The organism is Phenylobacterium immobile (ATCC 35973), from assembly GCF_001375595.1.
In the GTDB taxonomy this organism is placed as follows: Bacteria; Pseudomonadota; Alphaproteobacteria; order Caulobacterales; family Caulobacteraceae; genus Phenylobacterium; species Phenylobacterium immobile.
The window spans coordinates 889,719-912,459 of sequence record NZ_CVJQ01000001.1 but is presented as its reverse complement, the minus strand read 5'-3'; the positions used below and the strand labels follow the sequence as shown (position 1 = coordinate 912,459).

The window sequence follows — 22,741 nt, the reverse complement described above, 5'->3', positions numbered from 1 at the left end:
GCGAACGCCGTTCTAGCCGAGCGCGGCCATCAATTCCGGCACGAGGGTCTTGTAGTCGCCCACCAGGCCGAAGTCGGCGACCTGGAAGATCGGTGCGTCGGGATCCTTGTTGATCGCGACGATCACCTTGGAATCCTTCATGCCGGCCAGATGCTGAATCGCCCCGGAGATGCCGATGGCGATGTAGAGCTCGGGCGCGACGACCTTGCCGGTCTGGCCGACCTGATAGTCGTTGGGCGCATAGCCTGCGTCCACCGCAGCCCGGCTTGCGCCGACGGCGGCGCCCAACTTGTCAGCGAGTGGGTCGATCACAGCCTGAAACTCCTCGGCCGAACCCAGAGCACGGCCGCCTGACACGACCACCTTGGCCGCGCCGAGGTCCGGACGGGCTGACTTCACCAACTCATCGGAAACGAAGCGGGCCTTGGTCGAAGCCGCAGCCGCGGTCAGCGTTTCAACACGGGCCGAACCCCCTTCGGCCGCCGGCGCGAAGGCCGTGGCGCGGACGGTGATCACCTTCTTGGCGTCGGCCGACTGGATCGTCTCCAGGGCGTTGCCGGCGTAGATCGGCCGCACGAAAGTGTCGGACGAAATCACCTCGACGATTTCCGAGATCGGCGCGGAGTCCAGCTTGGCGGCGATACGCGGGCTGTAGTTCTTGCCCTGGGCCGTGGCCGGCGAAACGATCGCCTCATAGCCCTCGGCCAGCGCCAGGACCTGGGCCTCGATCGCTTCGGCCACGCCGTGACCCAGGGCTTCGCTTTCGGCCAGCAAAACCTTGTGCACCCCGGCCAGCTTGGCGGCCGCGGCGGCGACCGCAGAAGCGCCTTGGCCCGCGACAAGGATATCGACGTCGCCTGAGATCTTCAGGGCGGCGGTCAGCGCCTTGGCGGTGTCGTCCTTCAGGACAGCGTTGTCGTGATCGGCGATGAGCAGAACAGCCATCAGAGCGCTCCGGCGGTCTTGAGTTTCGCAACGAGGTCGGCGGCCGATTCAACCTTGATCCCACCACTGCGCTTCGGCGGCTCGGCGACCTTCAGCACCTTCAGACGCGGCGCGGTGTCCAGGCCGAGGCTGGCCAACTCGCGCACGTCTAGCGGCTTCTTCTTGGCCTTCATGATGTTGGGAAGGGACGCATAGCGTGGCTCGTTCAGGCGCAGGTCGGCGGTGACCACCGCCGGCAGGTCGACCTCCAGGGTCTGGAGGCCGCCGTCCTCCTCGCGGGTGACCTTGGCCGTCTGGCCGGAGACCTCGACCGCCGAGGCGAAAGTCGCCTGCGGCCAACCGAGCAAGGCCGCCAACATCTGGCCGACGGCGTTGTTGTCACCGTCGATCGCCTGCTTGCCCATAACCACCAGACCGGGCTGCTCCTCGTCGACCAGGGCCTTGAGCACCTTGGCGACAGCCAACGGCTCAATGTCGTCGGTGGTCTGGATAAGGATCGCGCGGTCAGCGCCCATGGCCAAGGCGGTGCGCAGAGTGTCCTGCGCCTGCACCGGGCCAATCGATACAGCGACGACCTCGGTCGCCACGCCCTTTTCGCGCAACCGCACCGCCTCTTCGACGGCGATTTCGCAGAACGGATTCATCGACATTTTGACGTTGGCGAGTTCGACGCCGGTTTGGTCGGCCTTCACCCGCGGCTTGACGTTGTAGTCGATCACCCGCTTTACCGGGACCAGAACCTTCATGTCGCACGCTCTCCACGTCGTTCGCACTGCAGCATTGGAGGGGGCATAACGGTTCCCGCCCGGCTTTGCAAAGCCGCGGCAAGAGGGGTCAAGGAGGCCACGGATGCGTAACGGCGATCGCCTGAACCCCATGATCCAACGGGCGAAGCTCGTCTTCCTGGTTCTGTTCGCCGCGATCTGCGTCGCGCTTGCGATTTGGCAGGTGGGTTGGGTCTGGCCAGAGAAGCGTTGTCTCGAAGGTGGAAAGTGGTGGGATCGTTCCGAGCGGGTCTGCGCCCAGCCCGTGCTGATCTCCGACATCACCGGCCGCACCATCCAGGACAAGCAGGCCGAGGCCGCGGCCAAGCAAGCGATCGGCCGGCCAGAGCCCCAGAGCCCGGCCGCGCCGATCCTGACCGCCCCACAGTCGAGATAGACCTTAGCGGGTCGCCGCCGGCCTCCAGAATACCTCACCGGTCGCGCCATTGGCGGCGCGGGCTGCGACGAAGAGCAAGTCGGATAGCCGGTTCAGATAGCGAAGCGCGGGGCCGCCGACCGTCGCCCCGCTCTCCGTCAGCCTCCAGGCGTCGCGTTCGGCTCGTCGGCAGACCGTGCGGGCCAGATGCAGGGCCGCCGCCGCCGGAGTCCCGCCCGGCAGGATAAAGGACGAGAGCGGCGCCAGCACGACGTTCATCTGGTCGATTTCCGCCTCCAGGCGCGTGACCTGACCGTCGAGGATACGCAGGGCGGCGCCAGGCGCCTCGTCCGCGACAGGGGGTGTCGCGATATCGGCGCCCAGGTCGAACAACTCGTTCTGGATTCGGCTCAGCATAGTGTCGAGCTCGGCCATCGTGGTCAGGTGGATCCGGGCGAGGCCGACGCAGGCGTTCGTCTCATCGACAGCGCCGCAGACCTCAACGCGCAAGCTGGTCTTGGGCGTGCTTGAGCCATCGGCGAGGCTGGTCGATCCGGCGTCGCCGGTCCGGGTGTAGATGCGGGTGAGCCGGACCACGCCTGCGGCTCAGCTATGGCTGCGCCACCAGAGGGCGCCGGCCAGGATCGCCACCGCGAGCGCCTGCATCACGACCCGCAGGCGCATCAAACGGTTCGAGTAGCTGCGGGCGAAATCGCCGCCGCGAAACAGGGAATAGATGCCTAACGCCAGCACGATCGCCACAGCGGCGAGGGAGAGCGGCATCAGGATTCTGAAAACGGCGTCCATGGCCGCAATCTAGGCCACGACCGGGCGTCTCGCCAATGCGCGATCTCAGTTGAGGCAATGAACACGTTCGAAGAACCAGCCTAACTTGTCGAGTTTTGCGAGAAAGCGAAGCTTTCTCATCTTGGCCAGCGAAAAGACATTGTTAGCTGATCATGTTCAGCGATACAGGGTGGCGACGCTTGCGCCGGCGGACAGGGGGGATCCGTAGGCGCGCAACGCCACGTTTCGAAAAGGCACGAAGTTGATGATGCACGTCTCCCCCAAGGACGCGGCGCGCTGCGCCAAGGAAAAAGGCCCCTCCCGCCGGGCCCTGGCCAAGCAGGAAACCCGCGCCAAGGTGCTGGAGGCCGCCCGCCGACTGTTCAGCGAGCACGGCTATGAAGGCGCCACCATCCGCGACATCGCCAGCGCCGCGGGCATGTCGACGGGGGCGGTGTTCGCCAACTTCTCGGACAAGGCCGACCTTTTCCAGGAGATCATGTCCACCGACATGCAGGAACTGAGCAGCCTGATGGCCGAGGCCGCCGGCGACAAGGAAGACGTGGAAGCTGCGCTCAGCGCGATGCTCTCGGCGGGCTACGATTTCTATCACACCCAATTGCCGCTGGTGCGGGCCGCCTTCAGCGCCTCCTTCACCCTGCATGCCAGCGCCACGCGCCGCACGGCGCCGGGCGCCGCGACCATGTGCGACCTGATCCTGCAACAGCTGGAACGGGGTGTGGCCGCGGGGCAGCTTAAAGCCGACGCGGAGTTAAAGCTGCGCGCCGAGATGATCTTCGACGCCTACTTGGCCAACTTCTCGCGGGCCTTCCGCCACGGGCTCACCCCGGAAAACTTGGCCGAGCGCGCCGGGCTGCAGGTGGCGGTAATTCTTGCCGGGGCCCGCGTCTGACCGCATCGAGTCGCGGCTACGCGGCCCATTGATGACAGTCGCGGCCCAGACTACAAATCTTGGGCCAATGACCGAGCCAGCAGAGCTTGAGCGATCGAGCGACCCGCAGCCTCCACCCGTGAGGCCGAACGGGCGCCAAAACCAGAAAGCGGCGACCCGTGGTCGCGTGCTGGACGCCGCGCGCGAGCTGTTCGAAGCCGAAGGCTACCACGGCGCGACCATCCGCGAGATCGCGCGACGCGCCGGCGTGTCCGTGGGCACGGTGTTCACCACCTTCACCTCCAAAGGCGACATCCTGAGCGAGGTGATGGAGGCGCGCCTGGACGCGCTCTACGCGGAGGTCGACCGCGTGGCGCCGCATCTGAAGGGGTCGACCGTCGATCGTTTGCGCTCGCTGTTCGCGCTCTACTTCGCCTTCGAACTACACCGCGTCCGCCTGTTCATGACGCACATCTCGGCGGCCTATGACTGGACCCTGCCCCGGACGGCCAAGCCCTACGGTCGCAACAAGCGGGTGCTCAACATGGTCAATGAGTGCCTGCTCGACGGCATCCGCCGCGGCGACGTCGATCCCGCGTGCGACACCTGGGCCACAACCGATCTGCTGATCGCCGCCTATGCTTGGTGTTATCGTTGGGCGGCGTCGGAAGCCGCGGACGCCGAAAGTCTTTCGATTCAGATGGATCGCCACATAGCCGTGGTCGCCGCGGGATTCACTCGCGAGGCCCAGAGCACTCACCATGCGTCAAGCACCTGAGCCCCGTCCGCGGCGGCTTGCCTTGCCCTAGGGCGCTTCGCCCGTCCACTCCCAGTGCCAGGGCTCGAAGGGATAGTTGACGAAGCCAAACCTGTCGGCGTTCGCCACCAGCCAACGGTAGGTCGGCGTGCGACTCATGTAGAGGCGATTGGGATCAGCGCTTGAGTCGGGGCCGAATCCGGGCGCCTGGCCCACATAGATGTCCACCGCCAAGCCTGTGCGATGGGCCGAGCAGCTGGCCCTGACCACGCCATCGCAGTTGCCTTCCAGCTGGCACCGCTGGGCGTCAAGCGCCGGACTGCGATAACCGGAGAAGATGGTCAGGTTGCGCGGATCGGCGGCGATCTCCGGATCGCGGCGGGCTTCGGCGGCCATTCGGCGATAGGCGGCGAAGGCGGCAGGCCGCATGAACACCTGCTTGCCGCCATAGCCCTCACCGTCATGATTGGGCTCAAGCACGCCCAAGGTCGGCTCCGGGCAAACCTCTTGCGCCGCCAGCACCACGAAGGGCCGGCGCAGTTGGATGACGCCGCGCATGCGCTGAAAATCAACCTCGTTCATCAGGCCAGTCGCCGCCAGGCCCTGGGAGGCCTGCCATCGGGCTAGGGCGGCTGCGAAGGCCGGACTGGTCGGCGGGCAGCCTGTCGCGACCTCGCGCCCGATCATCGGCGCATAGATTTCCCAGCCGATTTCGTCCCGTCCGAACGGCGCCCAGGCCAAGCCCGCCAGGCTAGCCGTGTTGGCCTGGGCCTGCGCGTCGAAGGCGGAGTTTCGGCATTCCGCAGGCGTCGCCGGCGCGCGCGCAGCGGGCGGCGGCGGCGAGGCGGCCATCGGCGGCGCGCTGACGCTCATCGGCGCGCAGCTCGTCACGCGGATCGCCAGCAACAGCAGGACGAGCGCAGTCGCGCCCAACCCGGCCAGGAACCGCAGCGCTTCTGAAACCTTGATCCTCACGCTGCGCTCAACGCACGGCGCACCGCGGAGGTCCACCATGAATACTCTAAAGCTGTCGTCAGCCTGCCTTTTCGCTATCCTGGCCGCCTGTTCGCAGCCGGCGCCTGCCGAAAAGTCTCCGCCCGCGTCTTCCGCGGCGGCTGTCGCTGCGTCGCCAGCGCCGCCGCCCCTGACGGCGTCGACCGCTGACGCCGCCAAGGCCATCGACACGGCGCAGTTCGCCGAAGCGATGAGCGACAATATCGCAAAGCGCGACGTGCTGATCCGCGCCCAGGTGCTGCTTGACCGCGCCCATGTCTCGCCTGGCGTCATCGACGGCCAGCTAGGCGGCAATTTCACGAATGCGCTCGCCGCCTATGAGCGAAGCCGCAACCTTCCCGCCGACGGCAAGCTCGACGCCCAGGTTTGGACCATGCTGCTCAGCGACGCGCGGCCGACGGTCATGGACTATGTGATCACCGCCGAAGATGCGGCAGGCCCGTTCATCGAGGCTGTGCCCAAGGACTACAGCGACATGGCCAAGCTCGATCGGCTCGCCTACACGAGCCCTGCTGAGGCCCTCGCCGAGAAATTCCACATGGACGAGGCCTTGTTGCGCGCCCTGAACCCGGCCGCGAACTTCGCTGTCGCCGGGACCACGATCCTGGTGGCCGCAGCCGGAGCTGCGGCCGTCGACCCCGTCCTGCCCAAGGTCGCCGCCATCGAGGTCGACAAATCGAAACAGCAGCTCAGGGCCTATGACGACAAGGGCGGCCTGATCGCCGTCTATCCGGCCACTGTGGGATCCTCGGAGCGTCCGGCGCCCAGCGGCGTCTGGGCGGTGAGAACGCTAGCGCCTGCGCCGACCTACACCTTTGATCCGGATCGGGTGACCTTCGGCGACGCTTCGAAGGGCAAGCTCACGATCGCGGCGGGTCCGAACAATCCGGTGGGCTCCACCTGGATCGACCTGACCAAGGACACCTACGGCATTCACGGCACACCGGACCCGCGTCTCGTCGGCAAGGTCGCTAGCCACGGCTGCGTGCGCCTGACCAACTGGGACGCCGCTCAACTTGGCGCGGCCGTCCATCAGGGAACCAAGGTGACCTTCGTCGGCGCCGAGGCCGACTAGCTGCGCCAACGCAGAACGGCGGGCTCTATCGGATTACGGAACGCCCGCTGCTCGCGACGGCTTTGCTCCCACTCGCTCTTCAAGCGCATGTACCATTTGGCTTGACTGTCCGCGTCGTCGATCCAAAGCAACGTCGGATCGTACTTCAGGCCTTCGTTCTGCAGATCGACCATGCGGCCGTCCTGCCTCAGGAAGGCCCTGGCCGCCGCGGCGATCACCGGGCGCAGGAAGATGAAGGCCGGGTGGTCCGACCAGATGATCTGGGTGATGCGCGTCCGCCGCTCGCCCATCGGCGTGAGACAAGTCAGCGACAGCACCTGGCGCTTGCCGACCGTCACATGCTCCCAGCGCAACCCAGGGATGCGGAAGGTGATTTCGGTCTCCGGCGCCCCGCCCAGAATCCTGTAGGCGCGCGAGTTCTTCGACGGCGAATGCCGCGTCATGGCGAAGCCGGATTCGCTGGGCGTGAACTGCTTGGCCTTCTGGTGCTGGCTGCCGGCCGAGCGCCACCACCATTGCTGGTGGACGTAGGGCCCGTGGGCCGGGTCCATAAGGCCCACGACCGCGTGGTCGATATGGGCGTGGAAGTCCATGCGGTCGATGACCTTCGGCGAGGTCGCCGCCACCCCTGGGAACAGCGGCGGCGCTTCGCTGGGTTCGCCATCGCCGATCCAGATGAACACCAGGCCCTGGCTTTCCGAGGTCGGGTAACGCCGGACGCGGATGAGGCTCACATCCATCGCCTGGTCGTCGGCGAGAGACGGGATCGCCCGGCACACACCATCCGCACCAAAGCGCCAGCCATGATAGGGACACTCGACGACCTCGTCGCCGGAAGCTTCCTTGCGGAAGCGGCCCGCCGAGATCGGCGCAGCGCGGTGCGGACAGATGTCTCGAAGCGCAAAGATCGCCCCGTCCGGCGAACGCCCTAAGAGGACGGGTTCGCCCAGGAACTCGTAGCGGCCCATCTTGCCGCGCTTGAGGTCCCGCGAGAGCGCTGCGAAGTACCAGATGTCACGCAGGAAGCCGCGCCCGAAACGGGGCGTGGTCGCCTTCTCGAACTGGTCCTGCTGCGTCATGCGGCCCCTCTTATCCGCAATCACAACTTAATCAGAGCTTCACAAACGCCGCAGCAAAGGGCGAAAGGCCAATGGAGCCGCCGCGCAACTCCACCTCTCCCGCGCGCAGTTCAAGCAGGACGCCATCCTCCAGCGCCGGCGTTTCGACGATGCAGGGCTCGGGCGAAAGATTGAAGACGCAGGCGATGGCTTCGTCGCCATCGCGCCGCACAAAGGCCAAGGCCGGCTCTGCGGCGTCCAAGAAAACGATCTCGCCCGTGCGCAGCGCCTGGGAATCCTGGCGAAGCGCGATGACCGCGCGGGCGAAGTTCAGCACCGAATCCTCATCATCATCCTGCGCTGCGACGCTGAGCGCGCGATGCAGCGGCGATGGCGTGAGCCAGGCTTCGCCTTTGCTGAATCCGAGGGTCTCATCGTCGCTCCAGGGCATGGGTGTGCGCGCGCCGTCGCGGCCGCCGGCGTAGGGCCAATAGAGATCGCCAACAGGGTCGCGCTGCTCGCGCCGCGTCAGCTTGGCCTGCGGCAGGCCCAACTCCTCACCCTGATAGATCAATATCGTGCCCTGCAGGGTCGCCAGGAGCCCAAGCAGCATGCGCGCCGCCTCCGGCGAGCCATCGGCCAGGCGGCTGACCGCGCGGGGCACGTCGTGGTTGCTGAACGAGATGGTGGGCCAGTGGCCGGGATGAGAGGCGAGCTGCGCATAGTGGTCGCGCACCAGCCGCGCAGTCATCCGCTCGGCGGTCAGCAGGACGAAGGTATAGGCCGAGTGCAGGCCCTCGTCCGAGGCGAGATAGGCGCCGGCGCGGGCCTCCTCCTCGAAGAACTCGCCGAAGACGAAGCGGTCGCCCCAGGCCTCGACGCGGCGGCGGACGGCGTCGAGCAGCTCGGCGTTCTCGATCAGATTTGCGTCGTGGATGTGCCGCTGAAGGCTCGCGGCCTGCGACCAGGTCTGGGCGGTGCGCGCCTCCGGCGGGACAGCGGGGTTATCGGTCAGGGCGTCGTCGTGCAGGTAAGCGCCGGCGACATCCAGGCGAAAGCCATCGACGCCCTTCTCGAGCCAGTAGTCGAGGACCTGCATTGCCGCGGCCCGCGCGCCTGGCGAACGCCAGTTAAGCTTTGGCTGCTGCCTGAGGAACTTGTGGTGATAGTGCTGGCGGCGGTGGGGCTGGTAGGCCCAGGCCGGACCGCCAAACACAGAGAGCCAATTGTTGGGCGCGGTCCCATCATCCGCCGGATCGGCCCAGACATACCAGTCGGCCTTCTCCCCTGCGGACCCGCCGGTCAGGCTGTCGATGAACCAGGCGTGCTCGTCGGAGGTGTGGGCCAGGACCTCGTCCAGCACGACCTTCAATCCGTGGGCGTGAGCCGCATCCAGGAGGCGGTCGAAGTCCTCGAGCGTCCCGTAGTCCGGATGGACGTCCTCGAAGTCTGAAACATCGTAGCCCCAATCGCGATCTGGCGAGGGATGGATAGGCGACAGCCAGATCCCGTCGACGCCGAGACTGGCGATGTAGTCGAGCTTCTCCTCCAATCCGGCCAGGTCACCCTGTCCATCGGCGTCTGAGTCAAAGAAGCTGCGAACGTAGACGTGGTAGAGGATCGCGCCCTTCCACCACGCCTCGCTCATGGGTTCAGACGTCCGAAGCGTCGGTGACGATCTTGGAGACCAGGCCGTAGGCGATGGCCTCTTCAGCGCTCATCCAGAAGTTGCGCTGGGTGTCCTTGACGATTCGTTCGAGCGTCTGGCCGGTCTCGCGGGCGATGATCTTGTTCACACGGTCGCGCATCTTGATGATCTCTTCGGCCTCGATCTGGATGTCCGAGGCCTGCCCGCGCACGCCACCAGCCGGCTGGTGCAGCAGGAAGCGCGTGTTGGGCAGACAGAAGCGGTTCTCCTTCTTGGCGCCCAGGAAGATGTGCGCGCCCGAGGAAGCGACCCAGCCCGTGCCGATCACCTTCACCGGCGCACCGCAAAAGCGGATCATGTCGTGGATGGTGTCGCCGCTTTCGACGTGACCGCCGGGCGAGTTGATGAGCACCCGAATTTCCTTGTCGCTCTCAGCCGCGAAGGCCGACAGCTGGGCGGTCACACGCTCGGCCATGCGCATGTTCACCTCGCCGAAGATCAGGACGGTGCGCGACTTGTAGAGCGCGTTCTGCACCGGGCCCGAGTTCATCGGCATGTCCGGCAGGCGGTTATCTTCGCCGTCTTCGTCTTCGTCGAGCCAGCCGGTTTGCATTTCAAACTCCAATCGAGATTCAAGTCAGGCGAGATTCAGGTCAGGAACGTGCGTTGTCGCTGGCGTGACCGCAAGGGGGCGGAGGGACGTTTCCGCCTGCAGGCCTCAGATGTCGCGCAACGCCTCGCCCAGGTTGCGGAAGGTGATCGGCTTGCCGAGGAAGCCCAAGGGCTGAATGTCGGCCATCGCCTCGCGGAAAGTCTCGGTGATGGAGCCCGAGACAAACAGCGACCGAACGCCAAGGTCCCGGTAGAGCCACCCCGCGAGCTCGCCGCCGTCGGCCTTGCCTGCCAGGCGGATGTCGACCAGGGCGACATCCGGTCGGTCGTTGCGGGCAAGCGCGAACGCGGCCTCGGCCTCGGCTTCCGAGCCGATCACCTCGTGGCCCAGGTCTTCGACAAGACCGGCCATGTCCAGGGCGATCAAGGCGTCGTCTTCAACGATCAGGACACGCATCAGGCCGCCGCCTTCGGGAAGCGCACCCGGAACGTCGCGCCCTGCGTGGGCCGTTCAACTTCCAGCCGCCCGCCAAGTTGGCGCGCCAAGGCGTCAACCGCGCGCAGGCCAAGGGTGTTGGAGCTCACCAGCTGGGCGTCCGCCGCCAGCCCTGGTCCATCATCGGCGACGCTGAGCACATAGTTCTCGCCTTCGCCGGCGAAGACCACGCGCAGGGCGCAGCCGACCGCCTCGGCGGGGCAGCCATATTTTAGGGCGTTGGTGATCAATTCATTCAGGATCAAGGCGATCGGACTGGCGTGACCAAGGTCGAGCAGCGCGGATTCGGTTTCAATCTCGAGGCGGATGTCTTCCCGGCCCATCGACTGCACCAGATCGCGCGCAAGATGATCAGCATAGCTGCCGGCGTCGAACACGCCAAGACGCCCCTCGGCCTTGTAGACCTGCTCATGGACGCGCCCGACGGCGATGATCCGCGCGAGCGTCTTCTCCAGCTCTTCTCGGACCTCAGGATTGTTCGCGGCCCGCGCCTGCAGGCGCATGACGCCGGCGATCTGCTGCAGGGAGTTCTTGACGCGGTGATTGACCTCGTCGAGCAGCAGAGTCCGCTGCCGAACGAGTTCGCGCAACCGGTCCGACGTCTCCATCTCAACCTCGCGATCCAGCGCGAGATCACGGATGGCCTTGACGAACAGGGCGATGAGCAGGAGGCCGAAGGTGACGGCGGTCACCACAAGCAGGAGCCGCAGAGCGGACGCGCGGCGTTCGCGATCGGCTTCAAGGGCGGCTTCCGCCTGATCGATCTCCGAGAGGATCCGGCGGATCTGGACGTTGACCTCGCCTGCGCCATGTCGACGGCCAACGCTGACGGCAGTGTCGACATCGGACATCCTGCGGGTTGCAATCACCTGATCCATGATCGCCAACCGCTGGTCGACAAGCTGCGACAGCGCCGCGATTCGCTTCTGCTGTTCGGGGTTGTCGGTGGTCATCACGCGCAGATCCGAGAGCCTGGGCAGCGCGTAAGCGCGGCCCTCCTGCTGGACCCCCACGTAGCGCTCATTGTTGGTGACCATATAGGCGCGCTGGGCGGATTCGGCGTCTGACACCCCCTGCAGGACATCCGCCACGCCAGTGCGCACAGCGTGGGTGTGAGTCACCCACTGGACCGAATTGTCGTAACCTACGAAGACGGCCGCCAAGACGGCGAAGGTCGCCACCAGGGCGGTGACGACGCCGGCGAGCAGCCGAAACGCCCGCTCGCGCGCGGACTGGCGGTCGGACCCGGTGATTTCGGCCAGGTCGCCTCGCGCCATCGCCTACTCGTCTTTGACGCGCTTCTTGCGGAAGCTCGGATTCAGTTCTTTCTTCCTAAGGCGAATGGACTTGGGAGTCACTTCCACCAGTTCGTCTTCCTCGATGTAGGCGATGGCCTGTTCGAGGGTCATCTTCCGTGGCGGCGTCAGGCGCACGGCCTCGTCCTTGCCGGAGGCGCGGACGTTGGTCAGTTGCTTGGCCTTCATCGGATTGACGTCGAGATCATCCTGGCGCGAGTTCTCGCCGATGATCATGCCCTGGTAAGCCTTCTCGCCGCCGCCGACGAACATCGTGCCGCGGTCTTCCAGGTTCCACAGGGCGTAGGCCGCGGTTTCACCGTCGGAGTTGGAGATCAGCACGCCTTTGCGGCCGCCATCGATGGCGCCCTTGTAAGGCTCATAGTGGCTGAACACGCGGTTCAGAACGCCCGACCCGCGGGTGTCGGTCAGGAACTCGCCCTGGTAGCCGATCAGCGAGCGGGATGGGGAGAGAAGGCTGATGCGCGTCTTCCCCGCGCCCGACGGGCCCATGTCCTTCAGCTCCGCCTTACGCGCCGAGAGCTTTTCGATGACGATGCCGGTGAACTCGTCGTCGACGTCGATCATGACGTCCTCGATCGGCTCCAACCGTTGGCCGGTCTCCTCGTCGATCTGGAAGACCACGCGGGGACGGCTGATGGACAGTTCGAAGCCTTCGCGGCGCATGCCCTCGATCAGCACGCCCAGCTGCAGTTCGCCACGACCTGCGACCTCATAGGCGTCCTTGCCGGCGGTCTCGCTGACCTTGATGGCGACGTTGGATTCAGCTTCCTTCAGCAGGCGGTCGCGGATCACGCGGCTCTGCACCTTATCGCCCTCACGCCCCGCGAGCGGGCTGTCGTTGACCGAGACGGTCATGGAGATGGTCGGCGGATCGATCGGCTGAGCCGGCAGGGCGTCCAGCACGTCGATGGCGCAAAGGGTGTCGGCGACGGTGGCCTTCGACAGTCCGGCGATAGCGACGATATCACCAGCCTCGGCGTCCTCGATCGGCTGACGCTTCAGGCCACGGAAGGCCAGCACCTTGGTGATGCGGCCACGCTCGATCTCCTTGCCGTCGCGCGACAGGGCGTGGATCGCGAGTCCCGGAACGGCCTTGCCGGATTCAATGCGGCCGGTCAGCAGACGACCCAGGAACGGGTCGTTTTCGATCAGCACCGACAGGATCTGGAAGGGTTCGTCCTTGCGCGCCTCGGCCTTGGGCGCCGGCACGTGGCGCACGATGAGATCGAACAGCGGCGCAAGGGTTTCCGACGGTTGGCTCATATCCAGCGTCGCCCAGCCGTTCTTGCCGCTGGCGTAGATGTGCGGGAAGTCGAGTTGCTCGTCGCTCGCGCCCATGGCGGCGAAGAGATCGAAGGCGTCGTTCAGCACGCGTTCCGGATCGGCGTGGGCGCGGTCGACCTTGTTCAGGCAGACGATCGGGCGCAGCCCCATTTTCAACGCCTTGCCCAGCACGAACTTCGTCTGCGGCATCACGCCTTCTTCGGCGTCCACCAGCAGGACGCAGCCGTCCACCATGCCGAGGATCCGCTCGACCTCGCCGCCGAAGTCGGCGTGACCAGGGGTGTCAATAATGTTGATGCGGGTCTCGCCCTGCTCGCCGTGCCAGAGCACGCTGGTGCACTTCGCCAGGATGGTGATCCCGCGCTCGCGCTCCTGATCATTGGAGTCCATGGCGCGTTCCACCGTAGCCTCATTGGCTCGGAAAACGCCTGACTGGGCGAGCAGCTGATCCACGAGGGTCGTCTTGCCGTGGTCGACGTGGGCGATGATGGCGATGTTGCGAAGCGACATGGGAAGTCCAGGGTCCGGGCAGGGCTTTGGGCGCGTGCGAATTTTTGAGAAGACGCGGGCTTTTAGACGAGACGGGCCTCTGAAGCCACCCCTGCCGCAGATTCGCATTTCGCTGCACCGCACGCTCCATTCCATTGTGCAGCGCAAAATTCAATCTAAACGGCGCTAATTTCGAACAAGTAACTGTTAATATTGGATTTTATATAGTTCGAAATTTGATCGATCGAAATGGTGAAATTTTCTGCTTGTTTCGTTGTGCGCCGCACCGTATAAGGAAGTTGTGAGGCGTCGCTGACGCCTCTGCCCTTCCTGGGCGTTTCCTCCCTAATGACTTGCCGCGCCCCGTCCTTGTGACAGTGGCGCGGCTTTTTTTTGGTCTGAAGCCTGTCTGGTCCGCGGATCGGAAAACGGCCGGCGCCTGAAAAACTCGCGGGCGAAGCTGGCTCGCAGCTCAGGGAGCGAGTTCCGCCCAGTCGGTCGCCACCAAGGTCTGGGTCAAGGTTTCGAGGCGGCTCTTCAGCTTGGCGAACCCCGCCGTCGGCTTTAGCGCCTTTTCATCCAGATACAGGCCCCGGTTGATCTCGATCTGCAGCGCGTGGACGCCCTGAGCGGGGCGGCCGTAGTGCTCTGTCGTGTAGCCGCCGGCGTAGGGCGCGTTACGCGCCAGCCGATAGCCCATGGCCTCCAACTCGCGCTCGATCAGGCTGGTCACCAGGTTCGAGCAAGCCGCACCGAACCGGTCGCCCAGCACCATATCGCAGGGCCTCTCCCGCGTCGCGCCGCGGGCGGCGGCGGCGGGCATTGAATGCCAGTCGATCAGCACGGCGAAGCCGTGCGCCGCGCGCGCCTCTTCCAGTAGCTGTTCCAAAGCAGCGTGATAGGGCTGATGCGCGCTTTCGATACGGTCACGCGCCTCGGCGAACATCAGCTTGCGCGCATAGATCTCCTTGCCCTCGGCGACGACCTTGGCGATCGAGCCCAGGCCGGCGGCGACGCGCGCCGTACGCGGCTTCGCGTGGGCGGGCAGTTCATCGGCGAACATGGCCGGATCGAGTTCAAAGGCCTCGCGGTTCATGTCGATGTAGGCGCGGCCCAGACGGGCGGCGATGACCGCGACGCCCATCGCTGGAGCGGCCTCGATCAAGTCGTCGACGAAGGCGTCTTCCGACAACCGCAGGTTCCGCGGATCGAGTGCGGATCCCATGTCGTCAGGATAGTCCCGGCCAGAATGGGGTGAAGCGAAGACCAGCGGTGTTGGCGCAGCCTCGCCTGCTCGCGCCGCGCGACGCACGTCAAAGGCGGCGTTCGGCGTCTGGTCGCCTTCGTTTGCGATAGATTCGCAGTCTTCCATGATGAGGGCATACAACGCTGCGCGCTTGAGCTTAGCAAGGCCGCGCTGGCGGGTTGCTAAGCGCGCAACGCCTCTGTATATCCGCCCTCCCTGGACCCAAGGACGCGTAGCTCAGCGGGAGAGCACTACGTTGACATCGTAGGGGTCGCTGGTTCGATCCCAGCCGCGTCCACCAGGGTTTCACAGTTTGCTTCGCCGCGATGTCGCAATGATCGGCGAATCGCCGCCGCGGCGACGCCACACGTGTTGCGTGTGCGAGCGGCCATGCTCAAATAGTCTCAGATGATTGAAAGCCGGCGGTCCGGCGGCAAGGCTAGTTGATGAACGATGCGAAGCTGATGGACGAGCAAGGTCGCTTGGCGGCTCTGCAACGCTATAATGTGCTCGACACCATGCCAGAGCCGTCTTTCGACCGGATCACACAGCTCGTGCAGTCGGTCCTGAATGTGCCCATGTCCGCCGTCTCGCTCATCGACCAGGATCGACAGTGGTTCAAGTCTCGCCAAGGCATCGGCGATTCGGAAACCAGCCGTGGCGTCTCCTTCTGCACCCACACGATCCAGCAGCGCGAAACGATGAACGTCGGCGACGCCCTGACTGACGTACGGTTCGCAGAGAACCCTCTGGTCGTCGGGCCCCCGCACATTCGCAGCTACCTCGGCGCGCCGCTGTCGACGCCAGACGGCTATAATGTCGGATCGCTCTGCGCCATCGATACGGTGCCCCGGGTGTTCGACGCCAGCCAGTTGGCAATGTTGTCCACCCTCGCCTCAATGATCGTCGACGAACTGGAGCTGAGGGTCATAGCCCAGAGCGACGGCCTGACCGGGGCGATGACGCGCCGCGGCTTCCTCATCGAAGGCGACAAGGCCCTCGCCAGACTGCGGAGCGATGCTGTCCCCTGCGCGATGATTCTGCTCGACGCCGATCATTTCAAATCGATCAACGACACCTACGGCCATCCCATGGGCGATCTCGTGCTGAAAGCCATCGCGAAGCACTGCCGCGACCTTGTTCCGGCCGGGTGCATGGTCGGCCGACTGGGGGGTGAGGAGTTCGCCATCCTACTGACCGGCGACGCAGCAGCCGCCGACAATGCGCTGGCCTTCGCCGAAACCGTGCGTGCGGGCCTCGAGCGCCTGCAGATGGGAACGCTTCCGCAGGCGGTGACCGCCAGCTTTGGCGTCGCTCTTGGCGATCCACTGACCGCCTCCTGCGAGGCATGGCTCGCCACCGCCGACGTGGCCCTCTACGCGGCCAAACGAACGGGCCGCAACCGGTGCGTGCTTGCCGACGGAGTCTGAGGCCGGCTGGCCCAGGAACTACGCAGCGACGGTCGATATCGCGCTGCGGCCGCTGGCCCAGTTGATCCTGGAGCGACGCCGCCAGAGGCCCTTCATGGTCGGGCTTTCCGGGCCTCAGGGCAGCGGCAAGAGCACGGCCTGCGAGGTTCTCTCCGACCTCCTGCGCGGGCACGGCCTGCGGGTCGCCAGCCTATCGATCGACGACCTTTACCTCACTCATGCCGAGCGCCAGATCCTCGCTCGAGACGTTCATCCCCTGCTGGCCACCCGCGGACCTCCAGGCACCCACGACCGTGCGCTCGGGATGTCGGTGCTGGCGGCGCTGCGGGCCGGCGAAAGCCTCGCCCTGCCGCGCTTCGACAAGTCGACGGATGACCGCACGCCGGAAGCCGACTGGCCGTGGTTTGAGGGGCCCGCCGACGTCGTGCTCTTTGAAGGGTGGTGCGTGGGCGCCAGGCCTGCGCCCATGGCTGACCTTGCGACGCCGCTCAACGCGCTCGAGCGCAACGAGGACCCGACGGGTGTCTGGCGGGCCTATGTCAACACCGCCCTGGCGGCCGATCAGACGCTGTTCGCCCAGCTCGACGCGCTGATCCAGATCCTGCCGCCGGACTTCGAGGTGGTGGTTGGTTGGCGTCGCGAACAGGAGGCAAAACTGCGCGCGGCGCGCCCAGGCGCGCCGGGCCTGATGGACGACGCCCAGGTCGCGCGCTTCGTCGCCCACTTCGAACGCGTCACACGCCGGCTCCTTGAGGAGGGTCCGGCGCGCGCCGACGCGGTGCTGCGGCTCGACGCAGAGCGGCGGCCGCTGTCGTTCAGCGTCCGTCAGCCGGCGCCGCCGCCAAGCACCTTGTAGAGCGTGACGCGGTTCAGTTGCTCAGCCAGCCTGGCCGACAGCAAGGTCTGGCGCGCCGTATAGAGCGTGCGGTTCGCGTCCAGGGCGGTGATGTAGGAATCGACGCCGGCCTCATATCGCGCACGCGACAGGCGTTGCGCCCGCTCGGCGGCGCTGGTCAGACGGGTCTGGGCCTCGACACGGTCGCGGATCGTGCTGCGCACCGCCAGCTGGTCGGCGACCTCGCGGAAGGCCGTCTGCACCGTCTTCTCGTAGGTGGCGACAGCGGCGTCCCGAGCAGCCCGGGAGCGCTTCAGGCCGGCGATATTCGCCCCGCCCGCGAAAAGCGGCAGAACGATCTGCGGGGCGAAGCTCCAGGCCTTGGTGCCGGCGTCGAACAGACCGCTGATGGCGGAGCTGGCGGTCCCGTAATTGCCGGTGAGCGCGATCCTCGGGAAGAAGGCCGCCCGCGCCGCGCCGATGTCGGCGTTGCGCGCCCGCAGAGTGTGCTCCGCGGCCAGGACATCCGGGCGGCGGGTCAACACGTCGGAGGGCATGCCCGCGGGCAGGTCGGCCAGGACGGTTGTCGAGGAGACGCCCGCCGCCGGGAGCAGGGCCGCAGGCGGCTGAGCGCCGACGACCAGCCGCAGCGCGTTCTGGTCCTGGCCGACGAGCGCGGTCGCTGTCGCTAGGTCGCTGCGCGCCTGTTCGGCGAGGGTTTCGGCCTGGCTGAGGTCAAGGTCGGAGGCGACGCCGGCGTCGAAGCGACGACGGGTCAGGCGAAGGGATTCATCGCGGTCGTCCAGCGCCGACCGGGTGATCGCCATCAACTCGAGGTCGGAAGCCATCTGCAGATAGGCTGAGGCCGTCTCGGCGATCAGGCTGATACGGACGGCGCGCTGATTCTCCTCAGTGGCGAAGAACGATTCCAGAGCCGACCGGCTGAGGCTGCGGATGCGGCCGAACAGGTCGAGTTCGAACGACGTCAGGTTCACGGACGCGCTCGCCTGCTTGATATCAAGCGCCTGGCCAAAGGCCGACCCGGCCGCCGGCGTCACAGTCTCGGAGCGGGACAGAACGCCGTTGACCGTCGGCAGGAGCGCTGCGCGCTGGATGCGGTACTGCGCCCTCGCCTGTTCGATATTGGCCGCGGCCAGACGGAGGTCGCGATTGTTGGCGAGCGCCAGATCGATCAGGGCCTGCAGCTTGGCGTCCAGGAACACGTCGCGCCAGGCGAGGTCGCCGGCGGAGGCCGCCGCGCCCTGGGCGGGATCCGGCCAGGTCTGCGGCGCCGCCAGGGCGGGTCGTTCATAGCGTGGGGCCAGTGTCGCGCAGGCCGAAAGTGCGGTGGAGACGATGAGGAGCGCCGCCAGGGCGGGTTTCAGCGGGCTCATGCCTGCGCCTCCGTGCTGGTCGTGGGCGCAGGATGCTCCCTGCGGTGGAACAGCTTGCGGACAACGACGAAGAAGACCGGCACGAAGAAGATGCCGAGGAAGGTCGCGGTAAGCATGCCGCCGATCACGCCGGTGCCGATGGAGTGCTGGCTGCCGGACCCCGCGCCCGTGGAGATCGCCAGCGGCAACACCCCGAACACGAAGGCCAGCGAGGTCATGATGATTGGCCGCAGGCGAATGCGGACGGCCTCAATGGTCGCCTCGATCATCTCCATGCCGCTCTTCATGCGATCGACGGCGAATTCGACGATCAGAATCGCGTTCTTGGCGGCCAGGCCCATGGTCGTGAGCAGACCCACCTGGAAGTAGATGTCGTTGGAGAGCCCCCGGGCGCTGGTGGCCAAAAGCGCGCCGACGACGCCCAACGGAATCACCAGGATGACCGACAGCGGGATCGTCCAGCTCTCGTAGAGAGCGGCCAACAGCAGGAAGACCACGACGATGGACAGGGCGTAGAGCATCGGCGCCTGGGCGCCCGCCGCACGTTCCTGCAGCGACAGGCCGGTCCATTCGAACCCAATGCCCGAGGGCAGTTTGCCGACGAGCTCCTCCATGGCCTTCATCGCCTCGCCCGAACTCTTACCCGGTGCGGCGGAGCCTTGGATGTTCAGCGCCGGAACGCCGTTGTAGCGGCCGAGCGCCGGCGGACCCTTGGTCCAGGCGGCGGTGGCGAAGGACGAGAGGGGGGTCATCTCGCCGTCCTTGTTGCGGACGAACCAGCGGTCGAGATCTTCAGCCTGCATGCGGTTGGACGCATCAGCCTGGATCAGCACCTTTTTGACCCGGCCCCGGTCGATGAAGTCGTTGACGTAGGAGCCGCCGAAGGCGGCGACGAGGGTCGCGTTGATGTCAGCCGAGGACAGCCCGAGAGCGCCGGCCTTGGCGAGATCCACGGAGAGGTTCAGCTGGGCGTTGTCGGACAGGCCGTTCAGGCGCACGCCCGCCAGGCGCGGGTCCTTGGCGGCCATGCCGATCAGCTGTTGCGAGGCCGCGATCAGGGCTTCGTGGCCGACGCCGCCGGTATCCTGCAGCTGCATCTCGAAGCCCTGGGCCTGGCCCAATTCAGGCACCGCCGGCGGCACGATGGCGAAGGCGGTAGCGTCCGGCTGGCTCAGGCCAAAGCCCATCGCCCGGCCGGCTACGGCCTTGGCCGACAGATCGTTACCGCTTCGCTCCTCGAAGGGTCTCATCTTGGCGAAGGCGATGCCGTTGCCCTCCGCCTGACCGGCGAAGCTGAAGCCGGCGATGGTCAGTATCGAGTCGATGCCTTCCTTCTCGCTAGAGCGAAGATGGTCCGACATGCGATCCAGGAACTTCTGGGTGCGTTCGACGGTCGCGTTCGCTGGCAGCTCGATGATGTTGATGATCGACCCCTGATCCTCTTCGGGCAGGAAGGCCGTGGGCAGGCGCACGAACAGCAGACCCGCGACGACGACGATGGCGGCGTAGACCGCCATGGTGCGCAGACCGCGGGGCAGAAGCTTGCGCACCGCGCCCTGGTAGCGTTCGGAGGCGCGGTCGAAGTTGCGGTTGAACCAGCCTAGCGGGCGGGCGAGCGGTCCCCTCGGCGCGTGATCGTGGGCGGGGTCGATCGGCTTCAGCAGGGTGGCGCAAAGCGCCGGCGTCAGGATGAGGGCGACGATGACCGAGAGCGCCATGGCCGAGACGAGGGTGATCGAGAACTGGCGGTAGATCACCCCTTGAGAGCCGCCGAAGAACGCCATCGGCACGAACACGGCCGAGAGCACCAAGGCGATGGCGATGAGGGCGCCGGTGATTTCGCGCATGGACTTGCGCGTGGCCTCGACCGGCGAGAGCCCCTCTTCGCGCATGATGCGCTCGACGTTTTCAACGACGACGATGGCGTCATCGACAAGGAAGCCGATCGCCAGGACCATGGCGAACATCGTCAGCGTGTTGATCTTGTAACCGGTCGCCGCCAACACGCCGAAGGTGCCCAGCAAGACCACCGGCACGGCGATGGTCGGGATGAGCGTCGCGCGCCAGTTCTGCAGGAACAAGTACATCACCAGAAAGACGAGGACGACCGCCTCGATCAGGGTGTGCACGACACCTTCCAGGGACTTCTTGACGAAGGGGGTCGTGTCGCTGGGGATGGCGTACTTCACGCCTGCCGGGAAGGACTTCTGGAGTTCATCGAGCTTGGCGAGCACAGCCTTGTTGGTCTCAAGCGCGTTGGCGCCAGGCGCCAGCTTGATGCCCATGGGGACGGCGGGCTTGTTGTTATACTTGGCCGAGAAAACGTAGGACTCCGCGCCGAGCTCCACACGCGCCACATCGCCAAGGCGGACAATGGACGCGCCAGGCGTGTTTTTCAGGATGATCTGCCGGAACTGGTCTTCGGTTTGCAAGCGCGACTGAGCGTTGATGCTGGCGACGATTTCCGTTCCTGGCGTCGCGGGCGCCGAGCCGATCTTGCCTGCTGAAACCTGGGTGTTCTGCGCGCGGATCGCTGCGGTGATGTCCGACGGCGTGAGGGAGACCGCGGCGAGCTTGGCCGGATCGAGCCAAATCCGCATGGCGTAGGCCGAGCCGAAGAGCTGGGCTTCGCCGACGCCGTCCACGCGGCTGATCGGGTCGACGACGTTGGAGGCGGCATAGTCGCCCAGGTCCGCGCTCTTGGCGGTCAGGTCGTCGGTATAGAGCGCTATGAACATCATGAAGTTGAACTGGGACTTCACGACACTGACGCCCTGCTGTTGCACTTCCTGAGGCAACAACGCGATGGCGCTCTGCACTTTATTTTGTACCTGCACCTGGGCGATGTCCGGATTGGTGCCGGACTTGAAGGTCAGGGTGACGCTGATCGAGCCGCTGCTGGAGGAGCTGGAGCTCATGTAGAGCAGGCCGTCCAGGCCCTTCATCCGCTGCTCGATGACCTGGGTGACGCTATCCTCGGCGGCCTTGGCCGAGGCGCCGGGGTAGGTCGCCTGCACGGTGATCTGCGGCAGGGCGATGTTCGGGTATTGCGCGATCGGCAGGTTGAAGATCGCCAGGACGCCGACCAGCATGATGACGATGGCGATGACCCAAGCGAAAATCGGCCGGCCGATGAAAAACTGAGAAATCATGGCGCGGCCCTTAGCGGGCGGTCTGCGGCGCGGCGGCGGGCGCCGCCGAACCCTGACCAGGCTGGACCGGCGTTGGCTTCACCGGCATGCCAGGCTGAAGCTTCTGCAGGTTATCGACAATCAGGCGATCGCCCGCCTTGAGGCCTGAGAGCACCAGCCAGCTTGAGCCGACGCCCTGCCCCAGCATGACGTTGCGCGGCTCGACCTTGTCGCCCGCGCCGACGACCATGACGGTCGCCTCGCCTTTCGGACCGCGAGAGACCACACCTTGGGGCACGAGCAGGGCGTCGGCGGCGACCGCCTTGGTGAGGCGCGCGCGGACGAACAGGCCCGGCAAGAGTTCGCCGCTGGCGTTGGGGAAGATCGCACGCAGGGTCACGGAACCGGTGCCCGGATCGACCGAAACATCGGAAAATTCGAGCTGACCCTGCACGGGATAGACGACGCCGTCTTCGAGAATAAGGCTAACCGCCGTGCTGGTCGGCCGGCCGACTTGGCCCGAAGCGAACTCGCGGCGCAGGCGCATCACCTCGGCCGCCGACTGTGTGAGATCAACATAGATCTTGTCGAGGTTCTGTACGGTCGCCAGCGGAGTCGCTTGAGTCGCCGTCACCAGGGCGCCCGGCGTGACCGAAGACTTGCCGATGCGGCCGGAGATTGGCGACAGGACACGGGTGAATTCGACGCCGATCTGGCCTTGTCGGACGGTGGCCTGTTGAGCCTGGACATTGGCCTGGGCTTGGCGGAACGCCGCCTGGGCATCGTCATTGTCCTGCTTGCTGACCGCGTTCATCGCCACCAGTCCGCGATAGCGCTCAGCCTTAAGCCGGGCGGCGGAGAGACTGGCCTGCGCCTGGGCGAGGCCCGCCTGGGCGCTCTGCAGAGTGGCTTGATAGGTCGCCGGGTCGATCTGGTAGAGCGCCTGGCCTTTCTTGACCTGGCCTCCCTCCGTGAAAAGCCGCGCGCGGACGACTCCCGTGACCTGCGGCCGGACTTCCGAAACCTCAAGCGCCGAGGTGCGTCCGGTCAACTCGGTCGTGAGTATCGCCGGCTGGGCCTGCATCACCACCACGCTGACGGGCATGGGGCCTTGCGGCCCCTGAGCGCCGCCCTTCGGCCCACAGGCGGAGAGCATGACAAGCGCCGCAAGAGCTGCGGCTGCAGAAAAA

At 66.0% G+C, this 22,741-nt stretch carries 21 protein-coding genes and 1 tRNA gene; 7 read left to right on the top strand and 15 right to left on the bottom strand.

All coding sequences use genetic code 11. The features are described 5' to 3' along the window. Nucleotides 1-12: 12 nt before the first annotated feature. Nucleotides 13-945 (bottom strand): electron transfer flavoprotein subunit alpha/FixB family protein, encoded by a 933-nt coding sequence (locus tag BN1313_RS04625; protein WP_091737104.1) that lies wholly within the window; start codon nucleotides 943-945, stop codon nucleotides 13-15. Continuing rightward, on the bottom strand, nucleotides 945-1,691 hold the full coding sequence (locus tag BN1313_RS04620) for an electron transfer flavoprotein subunit beta/FixA family protein (protein ID WP_091737101.1): 747 nt from the start codon (nucleotides 1,689-1,691) through the stop codon (nucleotides 945-947). The genes BN1313_RS04625 and BN1313_RS04620 overlap by 1 nt, the downstream gene beginning before the upstream one ends. A 103-nt stretch (nucleotides 1,692-1,794) precedes the next feature. On the opposite strand from BN1313_RS04620, the gene BN1313_RS04615 reads away from it, so the two are divergent. Next, complete coding sequence (locus BN1313_RS04615; RefSeq protein ID WP_091737098.1) at nucleotides 1,795-2,106, top strand: hypothetical protein; 312 nt, start codon at nucleotides 1,795-1,797, stop codon at nucleotides 2,104-2,106. 3 nt (nucleotides 2,107-2,109) lie between these two features. On the opposite strand, the gene BN1313_RS04610 is transcribed toward BN1313_RS04615, so the two are convergent. Together BN1313_RS04610 and BN1313_RS04605 are read right to left on the bottom strand one after the other, a co-directional pair. Then, nucleotides 2,110-2,682 (bottom strand): cob(I)yrinic acid a,c-diamide adenosyltransferase, encoded by a 573-nt coding sequence (locus BN1313_RS04610; RefSeq protein ID WP_091737095.1) that lies wholly within the window; start codon nucleotides 2,680-2,682, stop codon nucleotides 2,110-2,112. 9 nt (nucleotides 2,683-2,691) lie between these two features. Beyond that, on the bottom strand, nucleotides 2,692-2,892 hold the full coding sequence (locus BN1313_RS04605) for a twin transmembrane helix small protein (protein ID WP_091737092.1): 201 nt from the start codon (nucleotides 2,890-2,892) through the stop codon (nucleotides 2,692-2,694). Between the two features lie 247 nt (nucleotides 2,893-3,139). Between BN1313_RS04605 and BN1313_RS04600 the strand changes: the two genes are divergently transcribed. Together BN1313_RS04600 and BN1313_RS04595 are read left to right on the top strand one after the other, a co-directional pair. Then, nucleotides 3,140-3,784, top strand: a complete 645-nt coding sequence (locus BN1313_RS04600; protein ID WP_245620091.1) for a TetR/AcrR family transcriptional regulator — start codon at nucleotides 3,140-3,142, stop codon at nucleotides 3,782-3,784. Between the two features lie 67 nt (nucleotides 3,785-3,851). Then, nucleotides 3,852-4,541, top strand: a complete 690-nt coding sequence (locus tag BN1313_RS04595; RefSeq protein ID WP_091737085.1) for a TetR/AcrR family transcriptional regulator — start codon at nucleotides 3,852-3,854, stop codon at nucleotides 4,539-4,541. 27 nt (nucleotides 4,542-4,568) lie between these two features. Here BN1313_RS04595 and BN1313_RS04590 read toward each other — a convergent pair whose 3' ends face one another. Then, nucleotides 4,569-5,534 carry a M15 family metallopeptidase gene (locus tag BN1313_RS04590; protein WP_091737080.1) on the bottom strand — a complete coding sequence of 322 codons (966 nt, stop codon included), beginning with the start codon at nucleotides 5,532-5,534 and terminating at the stop codon, nucleotides 4,569-4,571. On the opposite strand from BN1313_RS04590, the gene BN1313_RS04585 reads away from it, so the two are divergent. Next, nucleotides 5,533-6,609: a L,D-transpeptidase family protein gene (locus tag BN1313_RS04585; protein ID WP_091737077.1), complete on the top strand. Its 1,077-nt coding sequence runs from the start codon at nucleotides 5,533-5,535 to the stop codon at nucleotides 6,607-6,609. The genes BN1313_RS04590 and BN1313_RS04585 overlap by 2 nt on opposite strands. Here BN1313_RS04585 and BN1313_RS04580 read toward each other — a convergent pair. The 7 genes from BN1313_RS04580 to BN1313_RS04550 form a co-directional block, all read right to left on the bottom strand. Further along, nucleotides 6,606-7,688: an aromatic ring-hydroxylating oxygenase subunit alpha gene (locus BN1313_RS04580; RefSeq protein ID WP_091737075.1), complete on the bottom strand. Its 1,083-nt coding sequence runs from the start codon at nucleotides 7,686-7,688 to the stop codon at nucleotides 6,606-6,608. The genes BN1313_RS04585 and BN1313_RS04580 overlap by 4 nt on opposite strands. A gap of 31 nt (nucleotides 7,689-7,719) precedes the next feature. Further along, nucleotides 7,720-9,315, bottom strand: a complete 1,596-nt coding sequence (locus BN1313_RS04575) for an alpha-amylase family glycosyl hydrolase (RefSeq protein WP_091737073.1) — start codon at nucleotides 9,313-9,315, stop codon at nucleotides 7,720-7,722. A gap of 4 nt (nucleotides 9,316-9,319) precedes the next feature. After that, a complete protein-coding gene (locus BN1313_RS04570) occupies nucleotides 9,320-9,928 on the bottom strand; it encodes an ATP-dependent Clp protease proteolytic subunit (RefSeq protein WP_091737070.1) in 609 nt (202 codons plus the stop codon). Nucleotides 9,929-10,033: 105 nt separating this feature from the next. Next, the gene (locus BN1313_RS04565; RefSeq protein WP_091737067.1) at nucleotides 10,034-10,384 is read right to left on the bottom strand and encodes a response regulator; all 351 of its coding nucleotides are present in this window, start codon (nucleotides 10,382-10,384) and stop codon (nucleotides 10,034-10,036) included. Beyond that, nucleotides 10,384-11,700 (bottom strand): sensor histidine kinase, encoded by a 1,317-nt coding sequence (locus BN1313_RS04560; RefSeq protein ID WP_091737064.1) that lies wholly within the window; start codon nucleotides 11,698-11,700, stop codon nucleotides 10,384-10,386. Before BN1313_RS04560 ends, BN1313_RS04565 begins: the two co-directional genes overlap by 1 nt. Nucleotides 11,701-11,703: 3 nt before the next feature. After that, complete coding sequence (gene typA / locus BN1313_RS04555) at nucleotides 11,704-13,536, bottom strand: translational GTPase TypA (RefSeq protein ID WP_091737062.1); 1,833 nt, start codon at nucleotides 13,534-13,536, stop codon at nucleotides 11,704-11,706. Nucleotides 13,537-13,987: 451 nt separating this feature from the next. Then, nucleotides 13,988-14,887: an N-formylglutamate amidohydrolase gene (locus BN1313_RS04550; RefSeq protein WP_091742324.1), complete on the bottom strand. Its 900-nt coding sequence runs from the start codon at nucleotides 14,885-14,887 to the stop codon at nucleotides 13,988-13,990. 100 nt (nucleotides 14,888-14,987) lie between these two features. Between BN1313_RS04550 and BN1313_RS04545 the strand changes: the two genes are divergently transcribed. The 3 genes from BN1313_RS04545 (at nucleotide 14,988) to BN1313_RS04535 (ending at nucleotide 17,047) form a co-directional block, all read left to right on the top strand. After that, nucleotides 14,988-15,062, top strand: a tRNA-Val gene (locus BN1313_RS04545). Nucleotides 15,063-15,207: 145 nt separating this feature from the next. Next, entirely contained in the window at nucleotides 15,208-16,191 is a 984-nt protein-coding gene (locus tag BN1313_RS04540) for a sensor domain-containing diguanylate cyclase (protein WP_091737059.1), read from the top strand. Beyond that, a complete protein-coding gene (locus BN1313_RS04535; RefSeq protein ID WP_218054308.1) occupies nucleotides 16,175-17,047 on the top strand; it encodes a kinase in 873 nt (290 codons plus the stop codon). The genes BN1313_RS04540 and BN1313_RS04535 overlap by 17 nt, the downstream gene beginning before the upstream one ends. On the opposite strand, the gene BN1313_RS04530 is transcribed toward BN1313_RS04535, so the two are convergent. Genes BN1313_RS04530 through BN1313_RS04520 form a run of 3 tightly spaced genes read right to left on the bottom strand, consistent with a single transcriptional unit; the run spans nucleotide 17,017 to nucleotide 22,707 of the window. Next, nucleotides 17,017-18,420: an efflux transporter outer membrane subunit gene (locus BN1313_RS04530; RefSeq protein ID WP_091737056.1), complete on the bottom strand. Its 1,404-nt coding sequence runs from the start codon at nucleotides 18,418-18,420 to the stop codon at nucleotides 17,017-17,019. The genes BN1313_RS04535 and BN1313_RS04530 overlap by 31 nt on opposite strands. After that, entirely contained in the window at nucleotides 18,417-21,572 is a 3,156-nt protein-coding gene (locus BN1313_RS04525) for an efflux RND transporter permease subunit (protein WP_091737053.1), read from the bottom strand. The genes BN1313_RS04530 and BN1313_RS04525 overlap by 4 nt, the downstream gene beginning before the upstream one ends. A 10-nt stretch (nucleotides 21,573-21,582) precedes the next feature. Next, nucleotides 21,583-22,707 carry an efflux RND transporter periplasmic adaptor subunit gene (locus BN1313_RS04520; RefSeq protein ID WP_281176463.1) on the bottom strand — a complete coding sequence of 375 codons (1,125 nt, stop codon included), beginning with the start codon at nucleotides 22,705-22,707 and terminating at the stop codon, nucleotides 21,583-21,585. Nucleotides 22,708-22,741: the final 34 nt, after the last annotated feature.

Coding starts and splice junctions, on each gene's coding strand:
- BN1313_RS04570 (WP_091737070.1), bottom strand. CDS start 9,928: ATGCAAACCGGCTGGCTCGACGAAGACGAAGACGGCGAAGATAACCGC.
- BN1313_RS04520 (WP_281176463.1), bottom strand. CDS start 22,707: ATGCTCTCCGCCTGTGGGCCGAAGGGCGGCGCTCAGGGGCCGCAAGGC.
- BN1313_RS04525 (WP_091737053.1), bottom strand. CDS start 21,572: ATGATTTCTCAGTTTTTCATCGGCCGGCCGATTTTCGCTTGGGTCATC.
- BN1313_RS04600 (WP_245620091.1), top strand. CDS start 3,140: ATGCACGTCTCCCCCAAGGACGCGGCGCGCTGCGCCAAGGAAAAAGGC.
- BN1313_RS04560 (WP_091737064.1), bottom strand. CDS start 11,700: ATGGCGCGAGGCGACCTGGCCGAAATCACCGGGTCCGACCGCCAGTCC.
- BN1313_RS04625 (WP_091737104.1), bottom strand. CDS start 945: ATGGCTGTTCTGCTCATCGCCGATCACGACAACGCTGTCCTGAAGGAC.
- BN1313_RS04540 (WP_091737059.1), top strand. CDS start 15,208: ATGAACGATGCGAAGCTGATGGACGAGCAAGGTCGCTTGGCGGCTCTG.
- BN1313_RS04590 (WP_091737080.1), bottom strand. CDS start 5,534: ATGGTGGACCTCCGCGGTGCGCCGTGCGTTGAGCGCAGCGTGAGGATC.
- BN1313_RS04615 (WP_091737098.1), top strand. CDS start 1,795: ATGCGTAACGGCGATCGCCTGAACCCCATGATCCAACGGGCGAAGCTC.
- BN1313_RS04550 (WP_091742324.1), bottom strand. CDS start 14,887: ATGGAAGACTGCGAATCTATCGCAAACGAAGGCGACCAGACGCCGAAC.
- BN1313_RS04595 (WP_091737085.1), top strand. CDS start 3,852: ATGACCGAGCCAGCAGAGCTTGAGCGATCGAGCGACCCGCAGCCTCCA.
- BN1313_RS04605 (WP_091737092.1), bottom strand. CDS start 2,892: ATGGACGCCGTTTTCAGAATCCTGATGCCGCTCTCCCTCGCCGCTGTG.
- BN1313_RS04580 (WP_091737075.1), bottom strand. CDS start 7,688: ATGACGCAGCAGGACCAGTTCGAGAAGGCGACCACGCCCCGTTTCGGG.
- BN1313_RS04530 (WP_091737056.1), bottom strand. CDS start 18,420: ATGAGCCCGCTGAAACCCGCCCTGGCGGCGCTCCTCATCGTCTCCACC.
- BN1313_RS04620 (WP_091737101.1), bottom strand. CDS start 1,691: ATGAAGGTTCTGGTCCCGGTAAAGCGGGTGATCGACTACAACGTCAAG.
- BN1313_RS04565 (WP_091737067.1), bottom strand. CDS start 10,384: ATGCGTGTCCTGATCGTTGAAGACGACGCCTTGATCGCCCTGGACATG.
- BN1313_RS04575 (WP_091737073.1), bottom strand. CDS start 9,315: ATGAGCGAGGCGTGGTGGAAGGGCGCGATCCTCTACCACGTCTACGTT.
- BN1313_RS04585 (WP_091737077.1), top strand. CDS start 5,533: ATGAATACTCTAAAGCTGTCGTCAGCCTGCCTTTTCGCTATCCTGGCC.
- typA (WP_091737062.1), bottom strand. CDS start 13,536: ATGTCGCTTCGCAACATCGCCATCATCGCCCACGTCGACCACGGCAAG.